The 25,868-nt window shown below is 60.5% G+C and carries 21 protein-coding genes; 4 read left to right on the top strand and 17 right to left on the bottom strand.

Going from position 1 to position 25,868, the window contains the following annotated elements; all coding sequences use genetic code 11:
- The first annotated feature begins 239 nt into the window (after window positions 1-239).
- From I6F35_RS05680 to I6F35_RS05670, 3 genes are read left to right on the top strand one after another with little or no spacing between them, the layout of a single operon-like run.
- Window positions 240-1,439, top strand: coding sequence for an ABC transporter substrate-binding protein (locus tag I6F35_RS05680; RefSeq protein ID WP_225116676.1), 1,200 nt, complete (start codon window positions 240-242; stop codon window positions 1,437-1,439).
- Window positions 1,440-1,447: 8 nt separating this feature from the next.
- Window positions 1,448-3,181: an FAD-dependent oxidoreductase gene (locus I6F35_RS05675; protein WP_225116675.1), complete on the top strand. Its 1,734-nt coding sequence runs from the start codon at window positions 1,448-1,450 to the stop codon at window positions 3,179-3,181.
- A 10-nt stretch (window positions 3,182-3,191) separates the two neighbouring features.
- The gene (locus I6F35_RS05670) at window positions 3,192-4,016 is read left to right on the top strand and encodes an IclR family transcriptional regulator (protein WP_225116674.1); all 825 of its coding nucleotides are present in this window, start codon (window positions 3,192-3,194) and stop codon (window positions 4,014-4,016) included.
- A 141-nt stretch (window positions 4,017-4,157) separates the two neighbouring features.
- Here I6F35_RS05670 and I6F35_RS05665 read toward each other — a convergent pair whose 3' ends face one another.
- The 4 genes from I6F35_RS05665 to I6F35_RS05650 form a co-directional block, all read right to left on the bottom strand.
- Window positions 4,158-7,511 (bottom strand): AAA family ATPase, encoded by a 3,354-nt coding sequence (locus tag I6F35_RS05665; RefSeq protein WP_225116673.1) that lies wholly within the window; start codon window positions 7,509-7,511, stop codon window positions 4,158-4,160.
- A gap of 183 nt (window positions 7,512-7,694) precedes the next feature.
- The gene (locus I6F35_RS05660) at window positions 7,695-8,567 is read right to left on the bottom strand and encodes a polyprenyl synthetase family protein (protein ID WP_225116672.1); all 873 of its coding nucleotides are present in this window, start codon (window positions 8,565-8,567) and stop codon (window positions 7,695-7,697) included.
- Between the two features lie 71 nt (window positions 8,568-8,638).
- A complete protein-coding gene (locus tag I6F35_RS05655; protein ID WP_225116671.1) occupies window positions 8,639-9,094 on the bottom strand; it encodes a hypothetical protein in 456 nt (151 codons plus the stop codon).
- 263 nt (window positions 9,095-9,357) lie between these two features.
- Window positions 9,358-9,702, bottom strand: coding sequence for a hypothetical protein (locus I6F35_RS05650; protein ID WP_225116670.1), 345 nt, complete (start codon window positions 9,700-9,702; stop codon window positions 9,358-9,360).
- Between the two features lie 75 nt (window positions 9,703-9,777).
- On the opposite strand from I6F35_RS05650, the gene I6F35_RS05645 reads away from it, so the two are divergent.
- Entirely contained in the window at window positions 9,778-11,361 is a 1,584-nt protein-coding gene (locus I6F35_RS05645) for an FAD-dependent oxidoreductase (protein ID WP_225116669.1), read from the top strand.
- Between the two features lie 17 nt (window positions 11,362-11,378).
- On the opposite strand, the gene I6F35_RS05640 is transcribed toward I6F35_RS05645, so the two are convergent.
- The 13 genes from I6F35_RS05640 to I6F35_RS05580 all read right to left on the bottom strand — a co-directional run bounded on the left by I6F35_RS05640 (window position 11,379) and on the right by I6F35_RS05580 (window position 25,544).
- On the bottom strand, window positions 11,379-12,491 hold the full coding sequence (locus I6F35_RS05640; protein ID WP_225116668.1) for a hypothetical protein: 1,113 nt from the start codon (window positions 12,489-12,491) through the stop codon (window positions 11,379-11,381).
- A gap of 258 nt (window positions 12,492-12,749) precedes the next feature.
- Complete coding sequence (locus tag I6F35_RS05635) at window positions 12,750-12,932, bottom strand: hypothetical protein (protein ID WP_225116667.1); 183 nt, start codon at window positions 12,930-12,932, stop codon at window positions 12,750-12,752.
- A 100-nt stretch (window positions 12,933-13,032) separates the two neighbouring features.
- Window positions 13,033-14,145, bottom strand: a complete 1,113-nt coding sequence (locus tag I6F35_RS05630; protein ID WP_225116666.1) for a WD40 repeat domain-containing protein — start codon at window positions 14,143-14,145, stop codon at window positions 13,033-13,035.
- Window positions 14,146-14,200: 55 nt separating this feature from the next.
- Entirely contained in the window at window positions 14,201-14,677 is a 477-nt protein-coding gene (locus I6F35_RS05625; RefSeq protein WP_225116665.1) for a hypothetical protein, read from the bottom strand.
- Between the two features lie 22 nt (window positions 14,678-14,699).
- A complete protein-coding gene (locus I6F35_RS05620) occupies window positions 14,700-16,778 on the bottom strand; it encodes a sigma-54-dependent Fis family transcriptional regulator (protein WP_225116664.1) in 2,079 nt (692 codons plus the stop codon).
- Window positions 16,779-16,870: 92 nt separating this feature from the next.
- Window positions 16,871-17,365 (bottom strand): hypothetical protein, encoded by a 495-nt coding sequence (locus I6F35_RS05615; protein WP_225116663.1) that lies wholly within the window; start codon window positions 17,363-17,365, stop codon window positions 16,871-16,873.
- A gap of 172 nt (window positions 17,366-17,537) precedes the next feature.
- Entirely contained in the window at window positions 17,538-19,169 is a 1,632-nt protein-coding gene (locus I6F35_RS05610; protein ID WP_225116662.1) for a molecular chaperone GroEL, read from the bottom strand.
- A gap of 88 nt (window positions 19,170-19,257) precedes the next feature.
- The gene (locus I6F35_RS05605; RefSeq protein ID WP_225116661.1) at window positions 19,258-20,112 is read right to left on the bottom strand and encodes an iron-sulfur cluster assembly protein; all 855 of its coding nucleotides are present in this window, start codon (window positions 20,110-20,112) and stop codon (window positions 19,258-19,260) included.
- 4 nt (window positions 20,113-20,116) lie between these two features.
- A complete protein-coding gene (locus I6F35_RS05600) occupies window positions 20,117-21,139 on the bottom strand; it encodes an amidohydrolase family protein (protein ID WP_225116660.1) in 1,023 nt (340 codons plus the stop codon).
- 104 nt (window positions 21,140-21,243) lie between these two features.
- Window positions 21,244-21,615: an MmoB/DmpM family protein gene (locus I6F35_RS05595; RefSeq protein WP_225116659.1), complete on the bottom strand. Its 372-nt coding sequence runs from the start codon at window positions 21,613-21,615 to the stop codon at window positions 21,244-21,246.
- Window positions 21,616-21,620: 5 nt separating this feature from the next.
- Entirely contained in the window at window positions 21,621-22,691 is a 1,071-nt protein-coding gene (locus I6F35_RS05590) for an aromatic/alkene monooxygenase hydroxylase subunit beta (RefSeq protein ID WP_225116658.1), read from the bottom strand.
- Window positions 22,692-22,746: 55 nt separating this feature from the next.
- Window positions 22,747-23,787 (bottom strand): 2Fe-2S iron-sulfur cluster-binding protein, encoded by a 1,041-nt coding sequence (locus I6F35_RS05585; RefSeq protein WP_225116657.1) that lies wholly within the window; start codon window positions 23,785-23,787, stop codon window positions 22,747-22,749.
- 86 nt (window positions 23,788-23,873) lie between these two features.
- Window positions 23,874-25,544, bottom strand: a complete 1,671-nt coding sequence (locus tag I6F35_RS05580; RefSeq protein ID WP_225116656.1) for an aromatic/alkene/methane monooxygenase hydroxylase/oxygenase subunit alpha — start codon at window positions 25,542-25,544, stop codon at window positions 23,874-23,876.
- Between the last annotated feature and the right edge of the window lie 324 nt (window positions 25,545-25,868).

Genomic DNA, 25,868 nt, shown 5'->3' with positions numbered 1-25,868 from the left:
TTTCGGTTCTGATTGAATCAGAACCGAAGCTCTAGATTCTTGTTTTGACGCGTTTTCTTCACGCGAACCGGTATCCACTTCGCTCGAAAACGCTCTAGCCGACGTGATCTGCGCGGCTGATGTCCGCTTTCGGGTACGAGCACCAAAGCGAGTTCGTCATTGACAAATAAATTCGTCTAAATCTAACCTTTAGCCAATGCAGAACAGCCGGCAAACGGCATCACGAAGAGGAAACGACAATGAGAGGGCTTTTGGCCTGCGCCATGCTCGCGGCCATGACATCGGTGGCCAGCGCGCAGGTGTCCGACGATCTTGTGCGGATCGGCGTGCTGACAGACCTATCGAGCTGGGGTCGCGACAACAGCGGCCCGGGCTCCGTCGAGGCTGCCAGGATGGCGGTCGAGGAATTCGGCCCGACCGTGCTCGGCAAGCCGATCGAGATCATCAGCGCCGACCATCAAATGAAGACCGACGTCGGTGTGCAGATCGTGCGCGGCTGGTTCGACAATGGCAAGGTCGATGCGGTCGTAGACATCCCCAATTCCGGCATTGCCATTGCCGTGCATAACATGGCGCGCGAGCGCAATAGGATCGCGCTGCTCTCGGGTCCCGGCGCGAGCTCGCTGACGGACGAGCTGTGCAGCCCGAACACTGTGCATTTCAGTTACGACACCTATGCACTGTCGAAGGTAACCGCGTCAGCCGTGATCAATGAAGGCGGAAAATCCTGGTTCTTCGTCACCGCAGACTACGCCTTCGGACAGCAGCTCGAGAAGGACGCCACGCGCTTCATCAACGAGCTGGGCGGCAAGGTGCTCGGCAGCGTGCGGCATCCGACCAATACGGCCGACTTCTCGTCGTTCGCGCTCCAGGCGCAAAGTTCGAAAGCCGACGTGGTCGCCTTTGCCAATGCCGGCCAGGACACCGACAATGCCGTCAAACAGTCCGGCGAATTCGGTCTGGTCCAGGGCGGCCAGAAGCTCGTTGGCCTGTTGATGTTCGATACCGACGTGCACGCGATCGGGCTGAAGGCCGCGCAAGGCACCTACATGACCACGGCATCCTACTGGAACATGGACGAGGCCACCCGTGCCTGGTCGAAGAAATTCTTCGCCCGCACCAATGTGATGCCGACTATGATCCAGAGCGGCGTCTACGGCTCGGTGCTGCACTATCTCAAGGCGATAAAGGCCGCCGGCACCGACGATCCGGCAAAGGTGATGGCCAAGATGCGGGAGCTGCCGATCGAGGATGTTTTCGTCCATGGCGGCCGGCTGCGCGAGGATGGTCGCGTGATCCGCCCCATGTATCTTGCGAAAGTGAAGTCACCCGAGCAATCCAAGGAGCCGTGGGATTATCTCGAGATCGTCAAGACCGTGAAGGGCGAAGACGCCTATCGTCAAGTCTCCGAGTCGAAATGTCCGCTCCTGAAGAAGTGAGATAGAGCATGACCGGCAACGAGCGCAATGCAGGCGACTGCTACGAGTGCGATGTGATCGTAGCCGGATCAGGCGCGGCCGGGATGTCGGCCGCGATCACTGCGCGCTCGCGCGGTCTCGACGTGCTGATCGTGGAGAAGGAGCCACGCTTCGGCGGCACCACTGCTCGCTCCGGCGGCTGGCTCTGGATCCCCGGTACATCGCTCGCGCGCGCCTATGGCATCGAGGAGACGCCGGACCAGGCGCGCACATATCTGCGGCATGAAGCCGGCAACAATTACGATGCGGCGCGCGTCGACGCGTTTCTCAGCGCGGGTCCGGAGGCGATTGACTTCTTCACGACCAGGACCGCACTGCGGTTCGATATGCCGCTGGTGTTTCCGGACTACCATGCCGAGGCGCCCGGCGGCGCGCAAGGCGGCCGCTCGATGGTGACGCGGCCGTTCGACGGACGCGAGCTCGGCGACCACATCAAGACGCTCGGCATGCCCCTGCCCGAGCTTACTGTGTTCGGCATGATGCTAGGCTCCGGCAAGGAGATCATCCATTTCATGCGTGCGACGAAATCGCTGACATCAGCGATCTATGTCGCAAAGCGCCTGTCGCGTCATCTCATGGACGTGCTGCGCTACGGCCGCGGCATGACGCTGACCAACGGCAATGCGCTCGCAGGAAGGCTGAGGAAATCCGCCCTCGACCTCAACATCCCGATGTGGCTGTCCTCGCCGGTTCGCGAGCTGACCATCGACAATGGCACTGTCACCGGCGCGATCGTCGCCCGTGACGGACGAAATGTGCGCGTTCGCGCGCGGTGCGGCGTCGTGCTCGCCTGCGGCGGCTTCCCGCACGATGTGGCGCGGCGCAAGAAGATGTTTCCACACGCGCCGACCGGCGCCGAGCATTATTCGCCGGGACCGACCGGCAATACCGGTGACGGGCTGCGGCTTGCGGAAGCTGCCGGCGGGCGCATCGAGGATCACCTGCCAAATGCAGCCGCCTGGGTGCCGGTTTCGCTGACAAAGCGCAAGGACGGCTCAAGCGGCGTGATGCCGCATTTCATCGACCGCGCAAAGCCGGGCGTGATCGCGGTGATGCGCGACGGCAGGCGCTTTGCCAATGAAGGCAACTCCTATCACGACTTCGTCCAGGCAATGATGAAGGCGACGAGGCCTGGCGAGGAGATCGCGGCCTTCCTCATCTGCGACCACAAGACGCTACGGACGTATGGCCTCGGCTGTGTGCCGCCCTTCCCCATGCCGCTAGGCCATCATCTGCGCACCGGCTATCTCATGCGTGGCGATACGCTGGAGACGCTTGCAGCACAGGCCGGTATCGATGCGAAGGGTCTCGTCGCGACGGTTGCGCAATTCAACGCCACAGCGGCGGAAGGACATGACGCTGCCTTCGGCAAGGGCTCGAAGGCCTATAACCGCTACCAGGGCGACGCGCTGCACGGGCCGAACCCCTGCGTGGCTCCGGTAGCGCAGGGTCCCTTTTATGCCATCAAGATGGTGGTCGGCGATCTCGGCACCTATGCCGGCATCGTCACCGATGCAAATGCACGCGCGCTCGATGCCGAGGGCCGCGTCATTCCCGGCCTCTATGCCGCGGGCAACGACATGGCGAGCATCATGGGCGGCAATTATCCGGGCGCCGGCATCACGCTTGGGCCGGCGCTGACCTTCGGCTACATTGCCGGACGTCATCTTGCCGAAAGCGCCGCGGCGCGTAACGCGGCATGAACGGGGAGCTATGAAAGCAGCAAGCCGCGGCATCCAGTCGATCGAGGTCGGCGGACAATTGCTCCGCGCCCTCGCTAGGAGCGGCGAGCCAATGATGCTGCGCGATCTGGCGCGTGAGGCCGGGATGGCACCGGCCAAGGCTCATCCATATCTCGTGAGCTTTTCGCGCATCGGGCTCATCGAGCAAGACGAAACCACGGGCCGCTATGAGATTGGAGCGCTGGCGCTCGAACTGGGACTTATCAGCCTGCGCCGACTCTCGGCCGTGCGGATCGCCACGGCAAAGATCAGGACGCTCGCCAACACCATCGATCATGCAGTCTCGCTCGCCGTCTGGGGCAGCCACGGCCCGACCGTGGTGCAGATCGAGGAACCCGGCCATCCCGTGCACATTGCAATGCGCGTCGGCTCGGTCATGGCCCTGCTCGAAACCGCCACCGGCCGCGCCTTTGCGGCGTTCCTGCCATCAAAGACGATCAATGCCGCGCTCGACAGCGCCCTCGACCGGTTTGGCGTCGGTTACAATCCGAAACGCGCGACGAAGGGCGCCAAGGTTTCCGACGTGCTGACTACAGTGCGCAAGCACGGGCTCGCGCGTGCGCTCGGCGATCCCCTGCCTGGCGTCAATGCTCTCGCGGCGCCGGTGTTCGATCACGCCGGCTATGTGGCGCTCGTCATCACCGCGATGGGGCCCGAGGCCACGTTCGATGCGGGCTGGGACGGCGCGATCGCGAACGCCCTATGCGAGTGTGCCGGCGGGATTTCCAAGCGGCTGGGCCATGGCAATCGCGCGGGCGATGGTGATGACACCTACACGGCCACGAAGCCGAGATGAGCACGGAACCGGATCTTGACGGCTCGGCCATGGCGCCGAAGCGCGACAAGTGTGGATCGGCGATACGCGACGTCGCAGTGATCGGGCAGTAAGCTGTCAGGCAAACTGAAGCAGAGGCCCTTTCCAGATGAAAGACGATGGCTAGCTTAGTGTCTCCAACACTGCACGAGAGTTTCTCAGGTCTGGCGTGTCGTGGCCATCCGTGAACCGGCGATAGGTCGGCTCGAGCAGCCTGCGTGCGCTGTCAAATCGTCCGGCATCGCGCCAGACTTGCGCCAGGCTTGTCGCGGCCCGCAGTTCGAAAAGCCTTGCATTCTGGACTTGCGCCGTTGTCAAAGCGCGTTGCAACAATGCTTCGGTCTCGGCCAGCGATGCTCCTTGCGCGAGTCTGGCGCAGGCTCGTACCCGAAATCCCTCGGCCGCGCTGTAATGCTGTCCAGTGGCTTCGGCTTCCGCCGCCGCGCGATCCAGCAAGGCGATAGCCTCATCGTTTCTCTGGTTCCGCATCAGGATTTCAGCTTCGCTGATCAGGAAATAAGGACTCCAGATTCTGGTCTGGACCCGATCGCGGATCTCCCGGCTGCGCTGCAGTCGGGCGAAGCCGGCATCCAACGCGCCCGTCATCGCCGAAGCCCAGCCAAGCAGCGCCTCCGTAAACAGTTCCCAGTAGAAGACGTGATGCCGGTTCATGATCTCGACGATCTCTTCGGCGAGCGACGAGACGGTGACAGGATCCTGCTCAACCATCGATTTCATGGCGCAATGATGGATTGCGTAGCAGCTTGTCAGGTGGTGTCCATATTCACGAGCCTCTTGCAAACTGCGCGCGCAAAGCTCCCTCGCCTCGCCGAGATGACCGAGTTGTTGTGCAGCAATGGAATACTGCCCCAAGGTCGTTGGACGCGGAATCGTCAGATAGTTGCCGAGCGTCGTCGCCGTGCCTTCCCGCTCGAACTCCTCTATCACCTCCAGGAACAGCTCGCGCGCCCTGACGAACTCTCCGCTCGCCAGCGCGACCATTGCCCTGATCCGAATCCCTTGTGCTGACGACGTCCGGTCGGCGGTCTGGCGCGCCAGTTCAAGAAAGCTGCCAACGTACTCGTCGGTACGCGGAAAGTCGCATCGTACGAGGGTGCCGCCGGCGCGCCCCCACAGGATGCGCAGCAACTGGCCCGTCTGTTTCAACTCCTGGCCAAGTTCGAGCAATCGCCCGTAGTTATGTTCGACTTCCGGACCGGAATAGCCATGGGTTGCGTAGAGCGGCTCGATCAACTCGATCCGCAACGCGAATTCGCGGCTGCGACGCGCCGGTTCATCCGGAAGCTGCTGCAGCAGCATCAAGGCCCGATCGAACTGGCTGACCGCTTCAATGTTGCTGTATCTGCCTGCCGATCGAGCAGCGGCACGGGCCAACCAGTCAACCGCTTGCGAAATGAGGCCCGCGCCGATGAAGTGATGCGCCAATAGCTCTGGGTGAACCTCCGCGATCTCGGCAAACTGGCTCTGCAGCGTCTCCGCGATGCGCTGGTGCAGCGTCTGGCGACGGCTGATCAGCAAGGTCGAATAGGCGGCCTCCTGAAGGAGGGCATGCTTGAAGGTATAGATCACCTCGGGCGGACTTCCCCGCGCGCTGATGAGATCGGCGGCCTCGAGCAGCGCCAAAGCCGCCTGGAGCTCTTTGAGCTTGGAGTCCACCACCGCAGCCAGCAACCCGTACGAGAACTCCCGTCCGATCACCGCGCCAATCTGGGCAACGGCCTTGCTCTCTGTCAGCCGATCAAGACGCGCGAGCAATGAATCCTGCAGCGTTACCGGTATCGCCGGTTCACCGGATCCTCGCCTGTCGTCATGGAGACCTGAGCTCGCCTCGAACGGTCCGGACTCAACTACGACCTTTGTTAGTTCCTCGATGAACAATGGCATCCCGTCCGTCTTGGCGACGATCTGCTCGACGAGGCGGCTGGGCAAATCCTTCTTCGCCACGCGCCGGACCAGCTCCTGCGATTGCCGCCGGCTCAGGCGATTGAGGTTGAACGAAACAATTTGGCCGCGGCCAGGCCACGGGGGATGATATTCCGGCCGGTGCGTTACGACGGCCAGGATGCGCGCGCTATCGGTCCGGGCCAGGCCACGGCTGATTGCTTCGACCGTCGTCGGATCGATCCAGTGCGCATCTTCAAGTATCCATAGGACAGGCTTCAGCCGCGACAGGTTCACGACCCAATCGTCGATGGCATCAAGTGTCAGGCTCTTCAATTGCTCCGGTGGCGCCTCGTGCCGGGGCAAGCGATCGCCAGTGGGTATCGAGAGCAGATCGGCGAAAAGCACCATCGTCTCGGGCGCCACATTGCCGGACTTCTGCATCTCGGCACTCAACCGATTCAGTTTCTCCTCCGGCTCCATACCAAGCGTCAGTCCGGCCACGCGTTCGAAATAGGTAGCAATCGGATGCAGCGCACTATCGGTATGGAACGGCGAGCATTGCATACGGATGATGAAATGGCTCTCTGCTGCAATCCGGCTCGCAAGCGCCATGCACAATCGCGACTTTCCGATTCCCGCTTCACCGCCCAGCAGGATCAACTGACGCTCGCCTTCGCAAGCGGTCTTCCATCGCCCGAGCAGGAGCGACAGCTCATCCTCGCGACCAACCACTTCTGTCAAATCGGCGCGGTGTCTGGCGGCGAAGCGGCTTTCGACCGCCGCCTCGCGCAGCACGCACCAGACAGGTCTTAGGCCCGGCAACCCTTTCAAGTCGCACATGCCAAAGAATTCAAGCTCGAACATGCCCTCGATCAACCGGCGCGTTGCGCCTGCGATGGCTACCCCGTTGGGTGGAGCGAGAGTTTGCAGCCGTGCCGCCAGAGCCGGGGTTTCACCGACGACGGATTCCTCCTTCGCCGCGCCCTCGCCCAGAAGATCACCAACGACAACAAGGCCTGTCGCGATGCCCGTCCGCACGCGCAACGTTTTGCCAGGCAGCGCGACCACGTTCGGCACAATCCGACTGAGCTCCAGGCCCGCACGCACGGCCCGCTCAGCGGCATCTTCCAATGCGGCCGGGTAACCAAAATAGGCGACTATTCCGTCTCCGGTATATCGGGCAATGAAACCACCAAATGAGGTCACGACATTTACGCAGGCGTCGAGATAGACGCCCATCACCTTGCGGAGTTCTTCCGGATCGAGCTTGGAGGCAAGGACCGTCGATTCCACCAGATCGCAGATCAGCACGGTCAACTGTCGCCTCTCGGCGTCGGGTCGTATTCGCATGACCTCGACAGGCGCGTGCTGGCTGGTCCTTTCCCGCCCCAGAAGGAGGTCGATCGCCTTGAGCAGCTTCTTGCGATGACCCAACGGCAGGCCAAGACGCGCCAGATCGTCGTCTGTCAGGTCAGGCACAACATCGCTATCGATCGCTTGGTCGGAGAACAAAGCCCGATATTGGCCAAGCCCTAATTCTTCGAGCCATTCACCGATATCCAGATTTTGCATGAGACTGCGGATCCTAGAGCCCCGATATCGGATAAACTTGCCCGTTGCAGCCAGCGACGTCTAGTTTGCCGACATCCGGTTAGCGCCATTCCTCCAAAGCTGCCTGGACCACGCAGCCCAAGCCTCTTTCAATTCGACATTATTTCCCGCACCAATAACATCTTTCGCACCAATAATCGCCAGCTAGTAGCGGCTCAACTGCCTGGTTTGCTCGATCAGGGCGATCAATGGTGCGGGGTCGGCGGCGAACAACCGCGCCTCGGTTCGCCCCTCCTCGGCGATCTTGTCGAGATAGGATTCTGCTTCCGGCAGTTTGGCTACGAAATGCCTGCCGAGCTCTGCCAGGTTGCGGCCCTCCGGGTCACAGAATATCCTGGCCACTGCGGGATCGCGAATTGCGAGGGCCGCGGGCAGCGTCAAGATGCCGTCGCGCAGATCTTCCTCTCCGCCCCCTCCCAACGCGGCCAGACCCTTCACATCACCAACATCGTCGCAGCCATGATAGAGCAGCCCCAGCAGGCCGCCGAACGTTCGCAGCCGGCCCGACCGATCCCCCAGGCAGGCGCACACCTCGAACATCGAACCGGTATCCTCCCCGGCGACCTTGCGCCAGTCCTCAATGCCCAGCGGCTGACGACGAAGCCGCCACTGCATGCATTCAGCCACACCCAGCCGTTTCATCAGTTCCGAAAATAACGCAATGCCTGCCAGGTCGTCCTTGAGCTGCAGATAACCTTCCGCCACGATGTAGCCCGAGGTCATCAAAGCCTGCAGTTCGCCGAACTTGGTATGCATGGTCGCCCGACCGCGCCGTGTCGGGGAACGATCGACGATGTCGTCGATGATCAGGGAGACATTGTGAAACAGCTCGATCACCAGGGCCGACTGCATGATCTGCTCGGGGATCGGGCCTTTATTCACCGCACGATAGCAGGAGAAGATCGTCAATGGACGAAAGTATTTTGATCCAGCCAGAAATTGCCATTCAAGCGCTTCGCGCAATTCCTCGCTGCAGCCGGCGATCCAGCGCGCAATGCGCTCGCGCAAGTCGTTCATCTCCGACTCAAAGCCCAGTCGGACAATGACGGTTTCTGTTGTTTGCCCCTGCATCTGTGAAACGCGCCGCCCTAGATTTTACTGCGCCAGCGTCTGCGATAGGACCCGGACAGATCAGATTGCTGGAAATTCTGCGCCAAACTCTCATCCAAATCACTTAATTCGCTCTGCAGGATGCGCGCCTGCCTGACAGCCAGCTCCCCCACTTCACGCAACAATGCGCGCAGTTCGTCGGCCGCGGTGAGGCGTCCCGATTCAGGGCCGCGGCCGCTTGTTGGGTCGAGGACAAGGGACTGCGCCATCAGCGCCTGATGATTTTCAAGTATTTGAGCCAGACCGAACCAGTAACTGAGCGACCTGTTCGCGGCGATGACCATCGCTTGGCCCATTGGCAGCACGAAATCGGTTATGGCCGGACTCTCCTGACCCGTCGGCGGCAAACCCATGGCGGGTCCAGCGCTCGGCTGCTCGAACCGCTGGCGATTGGCGGCAGCCAAATCGGCCATCGCAGCGACGGCGGCGATCATCGGAGCCAGCGGAGAGCCGGCACCCGGATCGCGTCCCGCCGGTTGCGCGCTCGAATTTCCCCGCAAGCCGACAGCCGTCGACCAGGCATCATGCATGGCGATCAAAGTGGCCGTGAGAGACTGTTGTGGCGATCGGCCGGGACCAGAACCAGGCATGCCTTCCCCGTTTGTCATTCTGACGTAAAACCCCGGGCAGCGCTCTTGCCCCGAACCCCATGTCGCGCCGCGTGATTGCGGGCGCGAAGCCCAACCGGCAATTCATGTCACGACAATGTAGAACCCGGTCTATCCTGAACCATGACGCGCTTTCCACGCAAATTATCGTATCGCGAAAGAAACCCAATCATTGAAGCCCGTGGCAAGCCAGCAAAAGCTCGGCAGAAGTTTATCAAGCCGAGCGCTGCGGGATTCCCGGCCCGATCGGCCGGATGCGGCGGCCCAAAAGCCCCATCTTTCGGCTGCACCTCCGCAACGAGGGCCATCAGCGCTTCCTGATATGCCTGCCCCATGAGCTCGGCATATCGGCCAGCAGCATGGCCAAACGCGCCCGCCGCGGCCGACTGGGCGAGCAGCATTTCCCTGAAGATTATCCGGTAGTTCGCCTGCATCCGGTGGAATTCCATTGATTTGCAGCCAGCAAGAGGCAACAATCCCGATATCATTCAGTGCAACTCGAGAGCGAGATGCCCGAAGTAATAGTTGTCGGCTCCGGTTTGGCTGGTATGTCCGCAGCGACCCGCCTGATTGAGCGGGGCTTCGACATAACACTGTACGAACAGAACAATTTCCTCGGCGGCAAGCTCGGCGCCCACAGAGACAGCGGCTCGCCCGATCCGCACGAGCATTGCTACCACATGTACCTGAACTGGTACAATAATTTCTGGCAATTCATGCGCGAGATCGGCGCCGCCGACAAATTCATACCAAGCCCTGTGATCGGCTGCCGCTCCCCAGGAGACAAGCAGACGCGGCCATATCTCACCAACCCAGGTTCGCCCGCGACCATTCTGACCAACATGCTAAATGGCGTCGCGTCCCCCGCGGACCAATTTCTCTCGGCCTATTCACTGCTCGATCTCATAGGCACGCAATGGATGTCGGGGGCCGTGCTGGAGCAAACCTCTGTCAGCGGTTTCTTTCGATCCAGGGGCTACAGCACAGAGGGTTCGATAGCGGCCTCTGCCCGTACCTTGGCCGAGGCCTTTGCCTCGCCAAGTTACCTGTCGTCCGCGCGAAGCTATCAGAGCCTGGTAAAGTACGGGTATCGCCACCCGACTCCCTCCCTGTGGCTGCTCACGCAGAACACCAACGACGCCATCTTCGAACCATGGCGCCGACACCTCGAAGCGCGTGCCAAAGCTCTTGGGCGCCGTTTCGAGATTCATCACCGGGCACGCGTGGAAAGCCTCCACTTGAGGGATGGCCAGGTGCGCGAATTGACGCTCGGCGAGATGCCGGAAGAACCGACCACCGATCGCAACGACGAGCCGACGGCGAGCAAGGTGTGGAAGGTCGACGTTCCCGGCGATCTCGTGCTCGCCGTGCCGCCAGGCCCGCTCGATCGTCTCGTCAGCCCGGAAGTCGCGGCCTGCGCGCCCGAGCTTGAGCGCGTTCGCCTGTTGCGATCCGAGCCCATGATTTCCGTTGACGCGTATTTCAAGCGCAGGATTCCAGGCTTGACCGGCAGCATTACGCTGCTTCTAGGCTCGAACTATACACTCAGCCTGCTCGACATTTCGCAGGTGTGGACAGATCGGCCAGCGGAAGCAGGCACTGCGCTTAACGTCATCTCTTCAAACGCGGATTTGATTGCGGATTATCCGAAGGACGTCATCCTGGACGTAATACTCAAGGAACTGCAGCGTTTCCTCGACTTCCAGCTCGATGATGTCGACTATACCCGCTGCCATGTTCAAACCAATGTCGGCGAGGAGCTTTTCGTCAACCAGGTCGGGAGCTGGGTCAATCGCCCGAAGGCGATTTGTAAGATTCCTAACCTCTTCCTGGCAGGCGACTTCTGCCAGACCTTCGTCGATGTCGTCACGGTCGAAGGAGCCGTTGTCAGCGGCCTGTTGGCGGCCGAGGCGTTGCGGCGCAGGCGCGGAATTGGTGCTCCGATCGATATCATCCAGCCGGATTCTTATCCGGCATTGCTGCCTGCAACACTCGCGGCGGCGCTACGTCCTGCGGCCTTTGCTGCAAAAGCAGTCTCGATGGCCGATACCATGATGCGCACAAATTTCTCCCGGATCTTGCCCAACGGATGATCTTTGGACGCCGCAACTCACCGTGGAAGATCCAGCAACCGGGGCGGACCGTAGACTGCGGTCTGGCGCTCCGTCCAGCCGTTCGCGGCCGGCAACCTGTCAGCGATGTCGAAGCTGCGCAGCATATCGCATAAGCGTTGCAAGTTGCCGTCGCCACACAGACCCCCGCCGCTTGCGGACATCCCCAGTTCAAGCACCACCGAGCCTCCGATCTGCGTTCCCTCTCCGCTGCCGCTTTTCGTCGTCATTGCCCAATAGGTCCGCCGCTCCGGACCCGCTCCACGTTGAGAGATGGAAAAGGTCGGCAGATCGGAAGATCGGGCATCGCCGAAGCGCGGAAAGCGGATCGCCAAGGCCGCCCCCTCCTTATTCGGAACGCCGAACCACACGTTGTCCGCGGCATAACGAACCTCAAGTTTGGGGCAAACGACCTTCTCTAGCCCCCACACAATGTGGGCGGCCTCTTTGGTGAACTCCTGCGTGACGACAATCGCCAAATAATAGGTGAACAACTGCCCTGCGGGATCGCCATTCACCGTCACGGTCAACGCGACAACGAATTCCGGATAAACGCCAAAGTCGCTGTTGCGATAATCTACTCCGACGATCATGAGAGGCGTGCGTCCGCCACCGGCGTCATACGCCGACAGAACTTCGCGGGCGCTGCCAAGCGACCGGTTTGCCGCCTCGGTGTTTACGAAATACATCGCCCATCCCTGCGAGGCGTCCAGAACCCGCGCTGGCATCGCGAATGGTTTGCCGTCGACCTCGAAGATCTCTCCATCCGGCGTGGGCCCGACATCCCCGCCTCCGATGTAAGGCTCCAGACCGGCTTCCGATCGCCGCGTCAATTCCATCGCCGCTTTCTCGGCAACCGACGGTGCAAGTGCCGCGAGCTCACTCAGGCAATTCACGTAGCCACCAGCCATATCCCGCAGCCGCGTCTCAAGTGGCACGGATGACATCATGCCTCGCACAAAGCGGTCGACCTCGTGTCCCCAACTCCGACTGGCTATCGTCCACCATTGACCGTACGCCTCAGCGCCGAAGCGAAGCGCTATCTCTCCGAAGCGCAGCAGGCCGTCACCGTGCGATGGTAGGTGGGATCCTGAAGAAGAAGTGGGCGGCATGACGGCAACTCCTGACCCGCGCCAATCAGTCGATTCGCTTGCGGTTCGACACAGCGCGCTAGATGGAAAGTCACGACGACGACGGCTATGACTACGGTGATGTTACACGTCGGCCGGCCGGACTCAAGTTCGCTCTGCTTCGGTGCTCGCCGACCGCAGCGATCACCTTGACGTTGGCGGGGCCCTTGGTGCCGTCCCATAGCACGATGATGGGTCCGCGCCCGTGGCCCACCAATGCGCAATCGTAGAGGTTATGCCCTACTGCGTGGCTGCACGTTGCTCGAAGGACCTGTTTTCTGCGATGAACCTGGCAGCCAGAACCAGCGCGCCCATCGAGAACTCCTTGCCGTGCGCTGCGACCATTCGTTCGGCGAGTTCTGCAATTTCCCTGAAGAACTGGTCCTTGCTTTCCTGTTCCGTCAACGTTCCGACATCTCTCATGCGATTCCTCCTCCTGGAGCTGCGCCCTTTGCGTGGCTGCGAGATCACGTTGTAACCTTGATCGATTCAGGCTGTTGCGAGTGTCGATGTTCCCTGCGCGTCACTTGAAGAGTTGCGGTGGGAACGTAACGATTGCGGCCTCTCCCTCTGCGGTCCCGAACGCCAAGTGCTGGCCGTCGGTCGACCACCTTATGGCGCGCACCTCTCCTTGACCGGGTGCCTTGACGAGCAGTTCGTCGCGGCTACCGATTTTTGCAACGACAACTTTGCCGTCCCCGTAACCTGCCGCGATCAACGAACCGCGGGATTGCAGATCGATCGTCGCGACGGCGATGAAGCCGGCCTGACCGGTCCCAACACTTGCCGGCTCGGCGCGACCATCGTCGAGCGTTGAAACGTCCCACACGATGATGCGGAATGCACCGCTGGTTACAAGTCTGCGGGAATCGGCGCTCCAGGCCAGTGACCGCGCAGTAGCGGGATAGTCAGGAATACGGATCATCCGTTCATCGGCTGGCCGCAGGAGCACGATGCCGCCGCGCTCGAGGGAGGCTGCGATCCAGACACCGTCCGGGCTCCAGGAGATTGCCGCGAGCTTTCCGACCTCGAACACAATGTCAGGCTCAGAGCCGATCTTTCCGGCGAAAAGGCCTCGGGTACTCGCGATCGCGATGCTCGCGCCATCCGCCGAGACTGCCAGAGCGGACGCCATTCCCGCATAAGTTGGCGTGGCAAACCGGCCTCCGCCCGGATCATATGAAACGATGGATCCGCCTACCGCCGCCAACACGCTCCCGTTGACCATGAACGCAAGGGCCTCGAGTGCTTGGTCGTCGATCTCCAATATCTCCTGCGCCGTGCCGGAGGCAGCGACGCGGAAAAGGCGCCCACCTCGCTCATGGACAATGATTCCTGAAGGTTCCGGCGAAAAAATCCGCAGGGGCGGATCTCCAATTGCCACCTTCATGACCGGGGGAATCGGTTGTCGTCGCGCTGAAATCGTCGGCCGGCCATCCTCGAGCCCAACGCGGTAGCGCTGTTGCGGCGGCTCGGCTTCCGCGACGGATGCCAGCGCCAGGGAGCCATCCGCGAGCGAAAACGCAACGGTCTTTCCGGCGCGATCGAAAGCGACTTCATCCACCGGGACATCCAGCCTCCAGTGCCGGCCAAGAAGGTTGTAAAGCGATGCCGCATCGACTTCGACAGTGTCCATCCCCGACCTCGTATCCAAGATTGACCGCCTGATGTTGGGTACATCTCGCTTGCGGTCAGACATCATTGCCGTTCCCTGGTGCCGGCGAAATGCCGTCTATCTGTTGAAGGATTCGCAGCATGCCGCCGGCGTCAGAGACAAAGTGTCGTTGTGCATCGTCGATATGGGACTGCAGCGAGTCCCACAGGTCGACTCGCAACAACCGCAAAGGATCTCCTGTCATCCTTTCAAGAGCCTGCAGGCCGAACTGATGCCGCAGACTCACTCCGTTCAGGACGAAATCCGTCAGCTCGCGCGCGTGGGTTTCGATGAACGGCCGCAACAGCGGATGCGCACCGTAGACGACGCCGCGCTGTCCTAGCTCACTCTCGATAAACCTGACAAAATGCTGCACCAGGATATGGCGGCTTTCGCCGACGAGCTGAACCGTGAAAGCGACATCGCGGTCGGCTCGCGCGAGAATTTGCGAGGCAATTGCGGCAGCAGCATTCGACTCAACCTGGCCCTCTTTTCCGCTGCGCCTATATGCCATCGCTCGCTCCTGCAGCCTGCCGTCAGGTACGAGAGCGATATTGGTGTAACTTGCGATAGAGCGTGCTACGAGAAATGCCGAGTTTGTCAGCCGCCGCTGCGATGTTTCCGCCGGCTATCGCGATCGCTCTTTCAATCGCGCGGCGTTCCATTTCATCGAAACGGGAGACTTCGTCGTCGAGCGCGCCCTTGCGGAGGTGGCTCTGCTCTGCTGCTCGTGGCCGCGTTACCCGATCAGTTGCTTCCAGAAGCTCTTCCGGGAGATCTTTGAGCGTCACTATGCCATTGATCGACATCAGAACAAGGTTCTCGACCAGATTGCGAAGTTCGCGCACATTGCCTGGCCACTCATAGCGCCGCAGAACGCTCATGGTCTCTCCATCGAACTGCAGCGGCTCGCGATTGTAGGCCGCCGAGAACTGATGGTTGAAATGCCCGATCAGGACGTCGACATCGCCTGCGCGCTCCCGCAGCGGCGGAATCGCAATCCTGACAACGCCGATGCGAAAGTAGAGATCCGCCCTGAAACGTCCTTCGGCCACTTCCTGTTTGAGATTTCGATTGGTGGAAGCGACCAATCGGACGTCGATCGGACGCGGCTTGCTCTCACCGAGCCGATAAACTGCGCGTTCTTCCAGAACGCGAAGCAGGTACGGTTGGAGTTCAAGCGGCATTTCGCCAATCTCGTCAAGGCTGAGAACGCCGCCATTGGCAAATTCAAACCGACCTGCTCTTCCTTCGCGGGTGGCTCCGGTGAAGGCCCCCGGCGCGTGACCGAACAGTTCTCCTCCCAGGAGCTCCTTGGACACCGCGCCGCAATTGAATGCAACAAATGGCTCCTTGCCCGACTTCTGGCTGACAGCATGGATGAGCCGCGCGAACAGTTCCTTGCCGACGCCGGTCTCTCCCTCAAGCAGAATCGCGGTCTTTCCGAACGCAGCACGCTCGGCCCGTTCCACTGCCTGCAGCAGCACCTCACTGCATCCAACAATTGCTGTCCTGGCTTCCATCGTTGCGACAAGGGAATTTGGTGAAGCGGAGGTCCGCGCCGTCGTCGACCTCGACCTCGCCGGCAGCACGAGCATCGCCCCGCGCGTCACCCCATCAATCCGGAGCGGTTCAATCCTCTGCTCTCGCAACGCTTCGGGCAGCTCCGCGGCCAGATCCGCCGGAATTCTGCCATCGTCGATCGAAAGGAGTTTGGCCCCGACGCGCAAATCCGACGACTGAGTCATGGCGCTCCAGCGTATCGAGGCCATGTCGTTGTGATGGATCACTCTGCCGAAGCGATCGAGTATCACCACGCCGTCCGCACTGCTCGTTCCTGGCAGGCGCGCGACACTGGCCTCGAGCAACCGCACCCGTTCGATGCGGATCTTTTCCGCCAGAGCGAGCTCGATGTGGCTGGCCGCGATCACAGCCAAGGCAACATTGTGCCGATGGAAAATCGCCTGCGGACCGGAAAAGTCGATGATCCCGATGATGCTTCCGTCGACCGGACTTCGGATTGGACTGCCGACGCAGGTCCACGACTTTATCCCCTCGGAGAAATGCTCCGCGGCATGGACATGGACCGGCTTGCCGGTCACCAGCGCCGTGCCGATACCATTGGTGCCGGTCACTCCCTCTCCCCATCCAGCACCGAGTTCCAGGTGGATATCGTGTCCTGAATCGATGGTGCGCCGATCGCCTCCGACATCAAGAACGACACCGTTCTTGTCGGTGATGACCACCATGGTGGCAGCATCTCCAAGAACGTCGGCCACGCGGCGGAAGGTCTCCGCGCTCGCCCCGAGCAGATCCTCGTTCTTGAGACGGAGTTCGTAGAGATCGTCAGGTGAGACGATGAGATTGCTCCCCCGACAATGCGCGTCGACGCCCGATTGGACGCTGCGCTGCCATGACCTCTCGATGACGTTTCGCACAAATGTGTCGCCGCTGCGCACTTCCCCCGTCGTCAGGAAGGATTCCCATGCGTTGCCGGTCTGCCGCTCGTCATACGGACGGCTTTCATCCGCGTCCGGCGCCCCTGTCCCGTCGCTTGGAACGTCCAATCCTTCGAGGGCAAATGGCGGCTTTGCCATGAGCAGTTCCGTCAGCATCGCAGCACCTACCACCAGTCGAGTCCGGCCCGTATGGCTCCCGGGCAACGCTTCCCTTGAAACCGTCTTCCTGCGGCCGCTCCGCGTATTCCTTATTCGCTCCCCTGCCCCACCACGCTCAGACCGAGACGGGTTGCCAATTCCTGCTCCAGGCGCTGCTCCGACGCTTCATCCGGGATGCTCAACCCCTCGAGATCTGCGAGCGCAGCATGCAGGTGGTCTTCCAGGGGTACAAAAAATCCATTCTGCGCTGTCGCAAGTGCCAGACGGCGCGACTGACGCTCGCCTCTCAACTCGCCGAGGAAATGGATTTGTCTTCCTGATGCGAGATCGGCGACGACGACGCGCCCATTGAGGCTGATCCGCACATAGGGTTCCAGCTCTGCGGCACGCCCCGGCGGGATATACCAGAGCTTGCCAGACCGCTCGGGCTCTGGTGCATGAGCGGGGTTGCGCGCCTGCCGCCAACGTCCACCCGTCAGGTGGTCGGCAATGCCCTCGATTGCTGCCCGGTTCTTCCGAAGAAATTGCTTTGCCGCGACATCTTCCTTCCGAGGACCTTCCCGCTTCGAGATGATCTCGACCATGTGCGTTCCCCTCCGGCTTGGCGGCTGAGGCTTGTCGCATCGCCTCTTATCGGTCCACCAAAGTTTGAAGATTGTAATGCCTTCTTGGTCCTTGTCACTCTCCAAATTGGCCGCGGCAGCGATCGGATCGATCAGACCGCAGCCTATGCGCCTTGCGAGACGCCAGCCTTGACTATGCGCGCCCGAGCCTTTCTGCCCCACCTCCGAGGGCAGGTCCGGCAGTCGGATCGACATACTCCGGCACATCGGCGACCAGCGTATTCGTGGTCAGGACCAGCGTCGCCACGGACGCTGCGTTTTGCAACGCCGTGTAGGTGACACGTACGGGATCCACGATGCCGGCCGCGATCATGTCGGTGAATGCACCGCTTGCTGCATCGAAGCCGGTGCCGGCCGGTGAGCCGAGAAGCTCGGCAACGATGCGGTCGGGATTGTGTCCGGCATTTCTCGCAATGAATGCCGCTGGACGCGACAGGGTTTCGCGGACGAGCCGAATGCCCTCGCCAAGATCACCGTTGATGTTACCGAGAACCCTGGCGACCACGGGCGCACATTGGGCGAGCGCCGTGCCGCCACCGGCCACGATCCCTTCCTCCGCCGCAGCGCGCGTCGCACTCAGCGCGTCATCGATGAGCTGAATCGTCCGTTTCTGCTCAACAGGCGTCACGCCACCGGCAAGGATTACGGCCGTTCCCCCCGATAGCTTTGCCAGCCGTTCCCTCAGCTTGTCCTGCTCGATGTTGGGCGGCGCCAATTCGTGCTGCCTGGCCACCTGCTGTCGCCTTGCGGCGATCGCGACGTCATCGCCGCCACCGCGTATGATCACAGTTTCGCGGGCACTGGCCCTGACCTGCCTTGCGGTACCGAGATCATCGAGAACGACCTCCGCCAAGTTCGCGCCGAGGTCGCGGGCAATCACGCGGCCGCCGGTGACAATGGCGAGATCGTCCATCATCGCCTTCCGCCAATGCCCATAGTCGGGAGGATTGACGACCAGCACTTTTCCCCGGTTGCCATCGCCTAAGAGAGTCGCGACCACTTCCGGCGCAATCTCCTCCGCGATGATGACCAGAGGACGTTTTGTCGCCTCCACCGCCGCGCGTACTCCTGCGAGTTCAGCCGGCGCCTTGATCTTGAGATCGGTGAGAAGGATGTAAGGCTGATCCAAGACCACCTCCATCTTCTCGACGTCGGTCACCATGTGATGCGAGATATAACCACGTTCAAACGACATGCCTTCGACGACCTCGAGAGTGGTGTCCGTCGTGAGTCCATAGTCCGAGCTGATGATCCCGTTTTTTCCGACACGCTCCACTGCTTCGGCAACCAGCTTGCCCAAATGGGGATCTGTCGCGGCGATCGTCGCCACGGCCTGCAGTGTCTTCTGATCGGACACCTCGATCGCCGTCTTTTTGAGAATCTCGACGACCAGTTCGACTGCCTTGTCGATGCCCTTACATAGATCAACAGGCTTGGCGCCGCGCTCCAGGGCCGCAATGCCATTCTGGATGAGACCGTTGGCGAGCACCATCGCGGTGGTGGTGCCGTCGCCCGCAACCTCGTTGGTCTGCATGGATACCTCGCGCACCACCTGCGCGCCCATATTTTCGAAACGATCCGGCAATTCGATTTCCGACGCAATGGTGACGCCGTCGCGCGAGACGATCGGCGTGCCGATCGGCCGATCGACCATGGCATTCATGCCCTTCGGTCCAAGTGTGGATTCAACAGCGGCCGCGAGCTTCTCCACCCCACGGGCAAGAGCTCGGCGAGCTTCGATATCATGCAAGAGTTTCTTCGGCATAACCATCCCTCCCAATTCCTGTCACTGTGCCGGTCCGATCTTTTGCCGGATCTCGATTAGACGACGCATCTTGCAGCGGCAGTTCGTTTCACGTGAACATACCTGCCCCTTCATCGGCCGCGCCTGCCAGGGCTCCGGCCGGCTGCCGCTGACCGCAACCGGCTCCCGGGCATGCGACGCACTCTCTGGTGCCCGTCCGCGTCAATTCCGCACTGCGACCATCTCGTTCGAGATAACGTGCGCCGAGCAGGCCCCGGCACAGCGCGCTGTTGAACTCCATGTTGATCCGGACTGTTCTCAGCCTCCGCAGATGAGGCGCGAGCTCGCGCGGCTCGATCGGATCGCCAGACCAGGTGACAAACGCTCTGTCGCCGGGAAGCGACGCGAGACCGCGCTCGACGAGAATCTCGCGATAGCGCGGCTTCTGGTATGCCCCCTCGCCCTCACCGAAGTCCGACCGGTCGTAGGACTCGAGATTCATCAGGCAGATTGAGACGTCATCGTAGCCGGCGTTCCGCAAAGCAAGGATCATGACCTCCTGTCGCCGTTCAAAGGCCTTGCGCCGAAACTTCTCTCGCAACTCCTCCAGGGTTTCTCCCGGCGCGAAGTCCTTCATCGCTTCGCGAAACGATGAACCGGCCGCGACACCCCGATTTATCTCGTCCGCGACCATGTGATCCTGAAGCCTCGGACGCACATGGCGAACCCAGGGCAGCACCATCACCGAACGCCGCATGTCGTCGGCCATCAGGAAAGCGAAGTTCGCCGAACACCAATAGGTGGGAAGTCGAAAGACGATATCGACTCCCCCCTGGTCATCCACCGTCACAAGCTCCACGAAACCCAGCCTGGTGACGGGCTCATCAAGCTCGGGGTCCGTCACCAGCGCGAGGCGATCCCACACCTCACCGGTTCTGCGGTCGTGTTCCAGGAAGGTGGCCATGCCGCTATTCCGCGGCCGTCGCGTGGACGTAGCTGGCGAGCTTTGCCTTCTGCGCCTCGACGTCGATGCCGTAGAGACGCGCGGCATTAAGGCCCAGGATCTTCTCTTTCGCCTCCCGCGAGAGATCGACGCCATGCTCCTTCTTCAGGTCTTCCGGCAGCTCGAAATTCCAGAATTTCTCCACCAGCCAGCGTGGCGTCCAGATGGCGTAATCGCTGCCAAACAGCAGCTTGTCCGGGCCGAGCCAAAATAGCAGCTCGCTGATGACCTCGGCAAAATAGCGCGGGCGGCCATGGATGAATGGGAGCGCGACCGCCAGACCGCCATAGACGTTGGTCTCCTGGACGGCAATCCAGCAGAAATCATCCAGCCTCGGCAGTCCGCAATGCTCGATGATGAAGTTGAGCCCCTGGAAATCCGTCGCAGCATGATCGACGTCATGCACGTCGAACGCATCCTTATCGAGCGGAATGATGGTCGGCCCCTTGTGGACGTGGATGTTGGTAATGCCGAGCTTCTGGCAGAGCTCGAAGCACCGATAGGCATTTGCGTCGGTCAGCTTCCAGCCACGGGACTCACCCTTCCACTCCGCCGTGTACAGTTTTACGCCCTTTATGCCGAAGGTCTCCTTCATGTAGTGAATATATTCGAGCGCACGTTCGCCATCTCGCGGATCAAAGGCGCCGTTGACGATGAAACGATCCTGGTACTTCTTCGCCATCTCGGCGTTACGGTCGATCGTGTTGAAGCCGTTCCTGTAGAACTCCGTCAGATAGGTTGACTGCACGATGGCCATATCGTCCGGCCCGTCGACGAACAGATCGTGATACATCTGCTCCGCGGTATACTTCTCGAATTGCTCCTTCGGCCACAGCTTATCCGGCGGACTGAGCGAGGTGTGATAGGCATAGAAGCAATCGATGAATTGCCTGCCATGAATGTTGAGCTGATTGGCCGGGCTGCCATCCCAGAAATGCGTATGCCCATCGATGACAAAGACCTTCTCGCCGGTGGGTGTGATGAACATGGTATTCTCCAGGTTTTGAGATGTTGCTCTGACTATCAATGCGAGAAAGGGAGTGGAGCCGACCACGAACAGCCCGCTCCACCCAGCGCGAGAGGGCCTTCCTGTCACTCGATGTATTCGAGAATTTCCTCCATATTTCCGAACAGCGTGACCGTGTTGTCATCGATCCGGACCATCCGGCCGTAATGCGTCGACGTATTCACCTCGAAGATTTCGGCGGTCATGTCCTTGCCGAGAATCTCGCTGATTTCATCCATCTTGAAGACCAGCTTGCCTTCGCCATCGATGCGGATAAGGGCCGGCTGATAGGTCACGGTCACACCTGGCTTCTTGGCCATGAATTCGGCGATAGCGCGCGCTTCGACACTATCATTCATGGTGACGCCACACTGATGTGAGATGGTCCGATCGAAGACGATGTCTTTCATCTTCTGGAAGATGTTGTGATTGGTCGCAGACCTCGAAGCCACTGACATTGCTTTCACTCCTTGGGCAGAGCGAGCCCAAGCTCGCCGAGAATTTTCTTGATGCGGTCAACCGATTGCTCTCTTGCGTCGGCGTACTGCACCGGCTTTGAATGAGGCTGTGACCAGATCGGTTGCAGGTCGGCCGCCGCCTTGTTGGCGAGGCTGACGTGCTTGCTCAGCCAGCCCTCGAACAGCTTCTTGTTATGGGCCGCATGGTTCTGGTCGGTCGCGAGCAGATGGAACAGGTCGATCGCGTTCGCGAGGTTTCGTTCATAGTCGGCCTCCGCCGCCGACATCACCGACGGAGTGATGAAGTCGCCGTTCGGTGACGCGACCTGCATCAGGAAGTTGCTGCGGAACAGCTCGCCGACGAGCGGCTCAAAGACGATGTTGGTGGCGAAATACTGCTCCAGGTAATCGGTCGATCCCATGATCGATTCGACCGCTTCGCGCGTTCCTTGCCATCCCTTGTCTTCGAGCCAGGCGCGCTTTCCGGCCGCATCATCGAACCCCGGAATGTCCATCCCGATCTCGGCAAGATAGAGCGTGATATCCTGGGCCAGACGATGCTTGTAAGACGAGTTCGTGAGCGTCGCATTATTGATCATCTGGGTGTAGCCATACCGCTGCGCTTGCATCAGCGCGGTGGCCAGACCGAACTCCGCGTGCTTCCAAGCACCAAGATGATTCTGAAGTATCTTGACCCAGGCTTTGTTGAACAGCTTCGGCGCGCCGGACTTGCGTCCATTGGCAATCACCGACTGAACCATCGTCTCGACCTTGGACTGTCGCTGATAATGCGTCCGCTCCCACTCCTGGTCGGGGGCCCGGAAGGCGTGCCAGTTTGAGCTCAGCGCGGCCGTGTTGTCTTTGGTGTAGGCGCCTTTGCCGTTTGGGAAGGAAATGATCCAGTCCTGCAGCAGATATCGCTCGGGATCCGGCTGCACATCGACGGTTACGTCTTCATAATGCGTGGCTCGCCTGCCTCTCGGCTCAAAATAACGGTAACTGCGACTATTCGAGTCCGGAAATGTGGCGGCGCCGGCCGCTCCCGATTTGATTGAGGCACTTGTCACGGTATCCATCGTCATCCTCCCTTTGGTGAAGAAAGTAGTCGGTGCGTCACTTCCAGTTGGTCCATCAAGTGTTGGCCGGCGTGAACTTGTCGAAAAAAATCCTGTCGGAATCGATCCCATTGATTTGAAGGACCGGCGTCAGCGCCTCGATCATCGGAGACGGTCCGCAGGCATAGACGTCTACGTCCTCGCCAGGAGGCGAGCGGCGCAGATGAGCGCTCACAGCCTCGTGGACAAAACCCTTTTCGCCCGCCCACGCGTTGTCGTCGGAGGCGTGTGACAACACGGGTATGAAGGTGAATTCCGGATTGTTGGCTGCGATCTCTTCGAACTCGTCGAGGTAAAACAGATCATTGCGCGTGCGGGCGCCATAGAAGAAATAGACAGGACGGTTTTCGCCAGAACCGATGTGATCATGCAGGATCGACCACAGCGGCGACATGCCCGATCCGCCGCCGATCAGGATCATTGCTCCGTTTCTGTTTTCTCTCCGGAAGCAGGTTCCATATGGTCCCTTGATGCTGACTTCGGTGCCGGTGACGAGTTCTCCGTCGAGTTTTGAGGAGAAACGTCCGTTTGGGTATTTCTTGATGATGAACGCGAGCGCCTTGGTTTCGCTCGGCGAATTTGCCATGGAAAACGAGCGCGTAATCGTCTCTGCTCCCGGGAGCGTGATGTCGACATATTGGCCCGCCCAAAACTTCAGAGGTTGGTCGAGCACAATCTCCAGGCGCCGGATATCATGGGTCAGCGCGGAGACGCCAGTGATCGAGCCGACGAACTCCCTGACGGGTATCGACTTCGACAACACCTCCTCGTCGTAGTTGAGCAGCTCAACCTCGAGATCCGAATATGCGAGCGTCCGGCAGAGCAGGATGTAATCCTGATCGCGCTCCATTTCGTTGAGAGCGAATGTCGAGTATTTCTTCAGCTCGACTTCACCTTGCGTCAGCACGCACTTGCAGGCGGAGCACTGCCCTTCCTTGCAGCCATGCGGCAAGGAAATTCCCTGACGGAAGGCCGCATTCAGGACGGTCTCGTTCTCCTCGACCTCGAATTCGATCCCGACTGGATGCAGTCGAACGACGTTGGCAGGCGCGCCCATAGACTTCTCCTCGGCGCAAAGGCATTCGAGCCTCCGCTGAGTGGCACGGGAGGGAGGAGCCAGCGTTGCTGGCTCCTCCAGGTTGGCTAGTGGCAGGGATTGACCGTGAATCCCTTGCGATACTCGGCAAGGTGGGCTTCGCGATCTGCGGGCGCCATTTCACGCAAGGTGATGAGCGGGCTCTTCAAAACATGTCCGCGGACATCGTCGAGCGTCCACATCTCCTTCTCGTCGAAGCGCAGATGCGGTTGCGGGACCAGCGTCTTGCCATCGGTCCGGACGAAGCCGAGATCCTTGATTGCATCGGCCAGATCCCAGTCATGGTAACAGCTTTCCCATTCGCGCCGTCCGCTGAACCGACCCATCGCGGGCGTCGGACGTCCCTGGTACTCGCTCCCGAACGCCTCGACGGCGGTCCAGCGATCCAGCTCGTGCGCGAACGTATAGAGCTCGCCGTCGATCTCTCCGGTGACCATGTCTTCGCGGATCAGGCAGGGCACGAGGCACGACCAGCAACGATGCGGATAGACGTAACCGACATCGCTGTTGAAGAGAATGTTGGTCTGGCCGGGACGTGAAAGCTTCTCGTACCACCGCCAGAACTCGCCGAACTGGGCGTACCAGCCCGGATATTTGTGCTCAAACCATTCAAAGTCCTTGTCGGTCTGCGCTTCGATCCGCCAGAAATTCACCGGCCAGCCAACCGCGAAGAATTGCGCGACCTTGTGGACGTAGTGTTTCTCGGTCAGGCGTTTCCATGCTGTCTGGACATCATCATGATGGATCTTGATGCCGTATTTCTCGAGCGGCAGCATATAGGTGCGGTAATAGTCCTCGAAGATCCAGCGATGCCACATCTCCGCATATGATTCCTTGTTCTTGTCGCGGTTGGTCGTCCCGTATTCGATGAAGGTGCCGATCGCGGCATCGACGATGGCGTGGTTCTGCCAGAAGGCGTAGCGCAAGTCGCGCTCGATCAGCAGGTGGTTTTCGGGCTCCTTGAGCATCGACATCAGCATCGAGTGGCCGTTGCCAATATGCCGGCTCTCATCGGATTGCACGGAGAGAAAGACGGTCGGAAGCGCATAGTCGCCGTTGCGGGCCGCCTCGGATGGCATTGCGACGAACAACGTATTCGTGAATGCCGTCTCGGCTACGACGGTCAGATAGATATTTGCGGACGTGATTGCGTCGCCGGTGATGAAGCCCTCGCCGAACTGCCGTCCGATCGTGGTGGCGTAGCACTTTCCAAACGCCTCTTCCGTGATATCGAACCCGGCCGGATCGATATAGTTCTCCATGTACCACTTCTTGAGATTCATCTGGATCGTGGAGTGACGAAACTCGTCGACCATCTGCATCGTGAATCCAGTGCGGAGATCCTCACCGGGTGCAAGGCGGCCGACCATCGCCATGGAGCGCGCGGCAGAGATTTCCGGAAACGGGATGATGGCCAGGAACAACTTCATCCATTCAACCCAGCGCGGCTCGACGTTGCGGAACATGTCGCCGCGAAGCGCAGCGTCGAGCGCACCGTAGACGCGATTGTCCTTCTCTTCCTGCATCGGGAAATAGGAACGGAGGACCTGCTTCATCGGATCCTTCGGCGCCTTCGTGATCTTGTAGTCCGTGGGGAAAGTCATCGCCTCCTGGACATAGGACGGATTCCATCCGAGATCGGCAATCCTCTTTGCTGCCTCACCGACGGGAATGCCGCGCTGGGCGGTGATCTTGTTGAGTGTCAGAGTTCCGGACATTGGGCGTATCCTCCTGATCGGGTCAGAAACCACATCGATATTCCGCCTGCCCGCGACCTGTACGGACCGGACAGCGCTTCCCCGTGCGTGACGGGTAGCGTCCCGACCGCCTTCACAGTCGGGCGCCTGATATCGGCAAGGGTCTCGGGATCACTGGGGAGCATTCAGGGGATGACTTGCCGCGATCTTCAAAGCCGGCGGCTCTTCGATCGCAATCCCGTCATCGCGTGCGCAAGATTGCCACCCTCAGCTAGGCATCCCTTCCCTCGTTCTTTTCGCGGCTCGCCCGTGATGGACCAGTCGGCGTTGTTCTGTACGCGGGGA

Origin of the sequence: Bradyrhizobium sp. BRP22 (assembly GCF_020194175.1) — a bacterium.
Taxonomy (GTDB): Bacteria; Pseudomonadota; Alphaproteobacteria; order Rhizobiales; family Xanthobacteraceae; genus Bradyrhizobium.
This window is presented reverse-complemented; position numbering and strand designations above follow the sequence as displayed.

Bases quoted from the DNA above. Each gene is read 5' to 3' on its own strand.
- I6F35_RS05680 (WP_225116676.1), top strand. From the start codon at position 240: ATGAGAGGGCTTTTGGCCTGCGCCATGCTCGCGGCCATGACATCGGTG.
- I6F35_RS05675 (WP_225116675.1), top strand. From the start codon at position 1,448: ATGACCGGCAACGAGCGCAATGCAGGCGACTGCTACGAGTGCGATGTG.
- I6F35_RS05670 (WP_225116674.1), top strand. From the start codon at position 3,192: ATGAAAGCAGCAAGCCGCGGCATCCAGTCGATCGAGGTCGGCGGACAA.
- I6F35_RS05665 (WP_225116673.1), bottom strand. From the start codon at position 7,511: ATGCAAAATCTGGATATCGGTGAATGGCTCGAAGAATTAGGGCTTGGC.
- I6F35_RS05660 (WP_225116672.1), bottom strand. From the start codon at position 8,567: ATGAACGACTTGCGCGAGCGCATTGCGCGCTGGATCGCCGGCTGCAGC.
- I6F35_RS05655 (WP_225116671.1), bottom strand. From the start codon at position 9,094: ATGATCGCCGCCGTCGCTGCGATGGCCGATTTGGCTGCCGCCAATCGC.
- I6F35_RS05650 (WP_225116670.1), bottom strand. From the start codon at position 9,702: ATGCAGGCGAACTACCGGATAATCTTCAGGGAAATGCTGCTCGCCCAG.
- I6F35_RS05645 (WP_225116669.1), top strand. From the start codon at position 9,778: ATGCCCGAAGTAATAGTTGTCGGCTCCGGTTTGGCTGGTATGTCCGCA.
- I6F35_RS05640 (WP_225116668.1), bottom strand. From the start codon at position 12,491: ATGCCGCCCACTTCTTCTTCAGGATCCCACCTACCATCGCACGGTGAC.
- I6F35_RS05635 (WP_225116667.1), bottom strand. From the start codon at position 12,932: ATGAGAGATGTCGGAACGTTGACGGAACAGGAAAGCAAGGACCAGTTC.
- I6F35_RS05630 (WP_225116666.1), bottom strand. From the start codon at position 14,145: ATGGACACTGTCGAAGTCGATGCGGCATCGCTTTACAACCTTCTTGGC.
- I6F35_RS05625 (WP_225116665.1), bottom strand. From the start codon at position 14,677: ATGGCATATAGGCGCAGCGGAAAAGAGGGCCAGGTTGAGTCGAATGCT.
- I6F35_RS05620 (WP_225116664.1), bottom strand. From the start codon at position 16,778: ATGCTGACGGAACTGCTCATGGCAAAGCCGCCATTTGCCCTCGAAGGA.
- I6F35_RS05615 (WP_225116663.1), bottom strand. From the start codon at position 17,365: ATGGTCGAGATCATCTCGAAGCGGGAAGGTCCTCGGAAGGAAGATGTC.
- I6F35_RS05610 (WP_225116662.1), bottom strand. From the start codon at position 19,169: ATGCCGAAGAAACTCTTGCATGATATCGAAGCTCGCCGAGCTCTTGCC.
- I6F35_RS05605 (WP_225116661.1), bottom strand. From the start codon at position 20,112: ATGGCCACCTTCCTGGAACACGACCGCAGAACCGGTGAGGTGTGGGAT.
- I6F35_RS05600 (WP_225116660.1), bottom strand. From the start codon at position 21,139: ATGTTCATCACACCCACCGGCGAGAAGGTCTTTGTCATCGATGGGCAT.
- I6F35_RS05595 (WP_225116659.1), bottom strand. From the start codon at position 21,615: ATGTCAGTGGCTTCGAGGTCTGCGACCAATCACAACATCTTCCAGAAG.
- I6F35_RS05590 (WP_225116658.1), bottom strand. From the start codon at position 22,691: ATGGATACCGTGACAAGTGCCTCAATCAAATCGGGAGCGGCCGGCGCC.
- I6F35_RS05585 (WP_225116657.1), bottom strand. From the start codon at position 23,787: ATGGGCGCGCCTGCCAACGTCGTTCGACTGCATCCAGTCGGGATCGAA.
- I6F35_RS05580 (WP_225116656.1), bottom strand. From the start codon at position 25,544: ATGTCCGGAACTCTGACACTCAACAAGATCACCGCCCAGCGCGGCATT.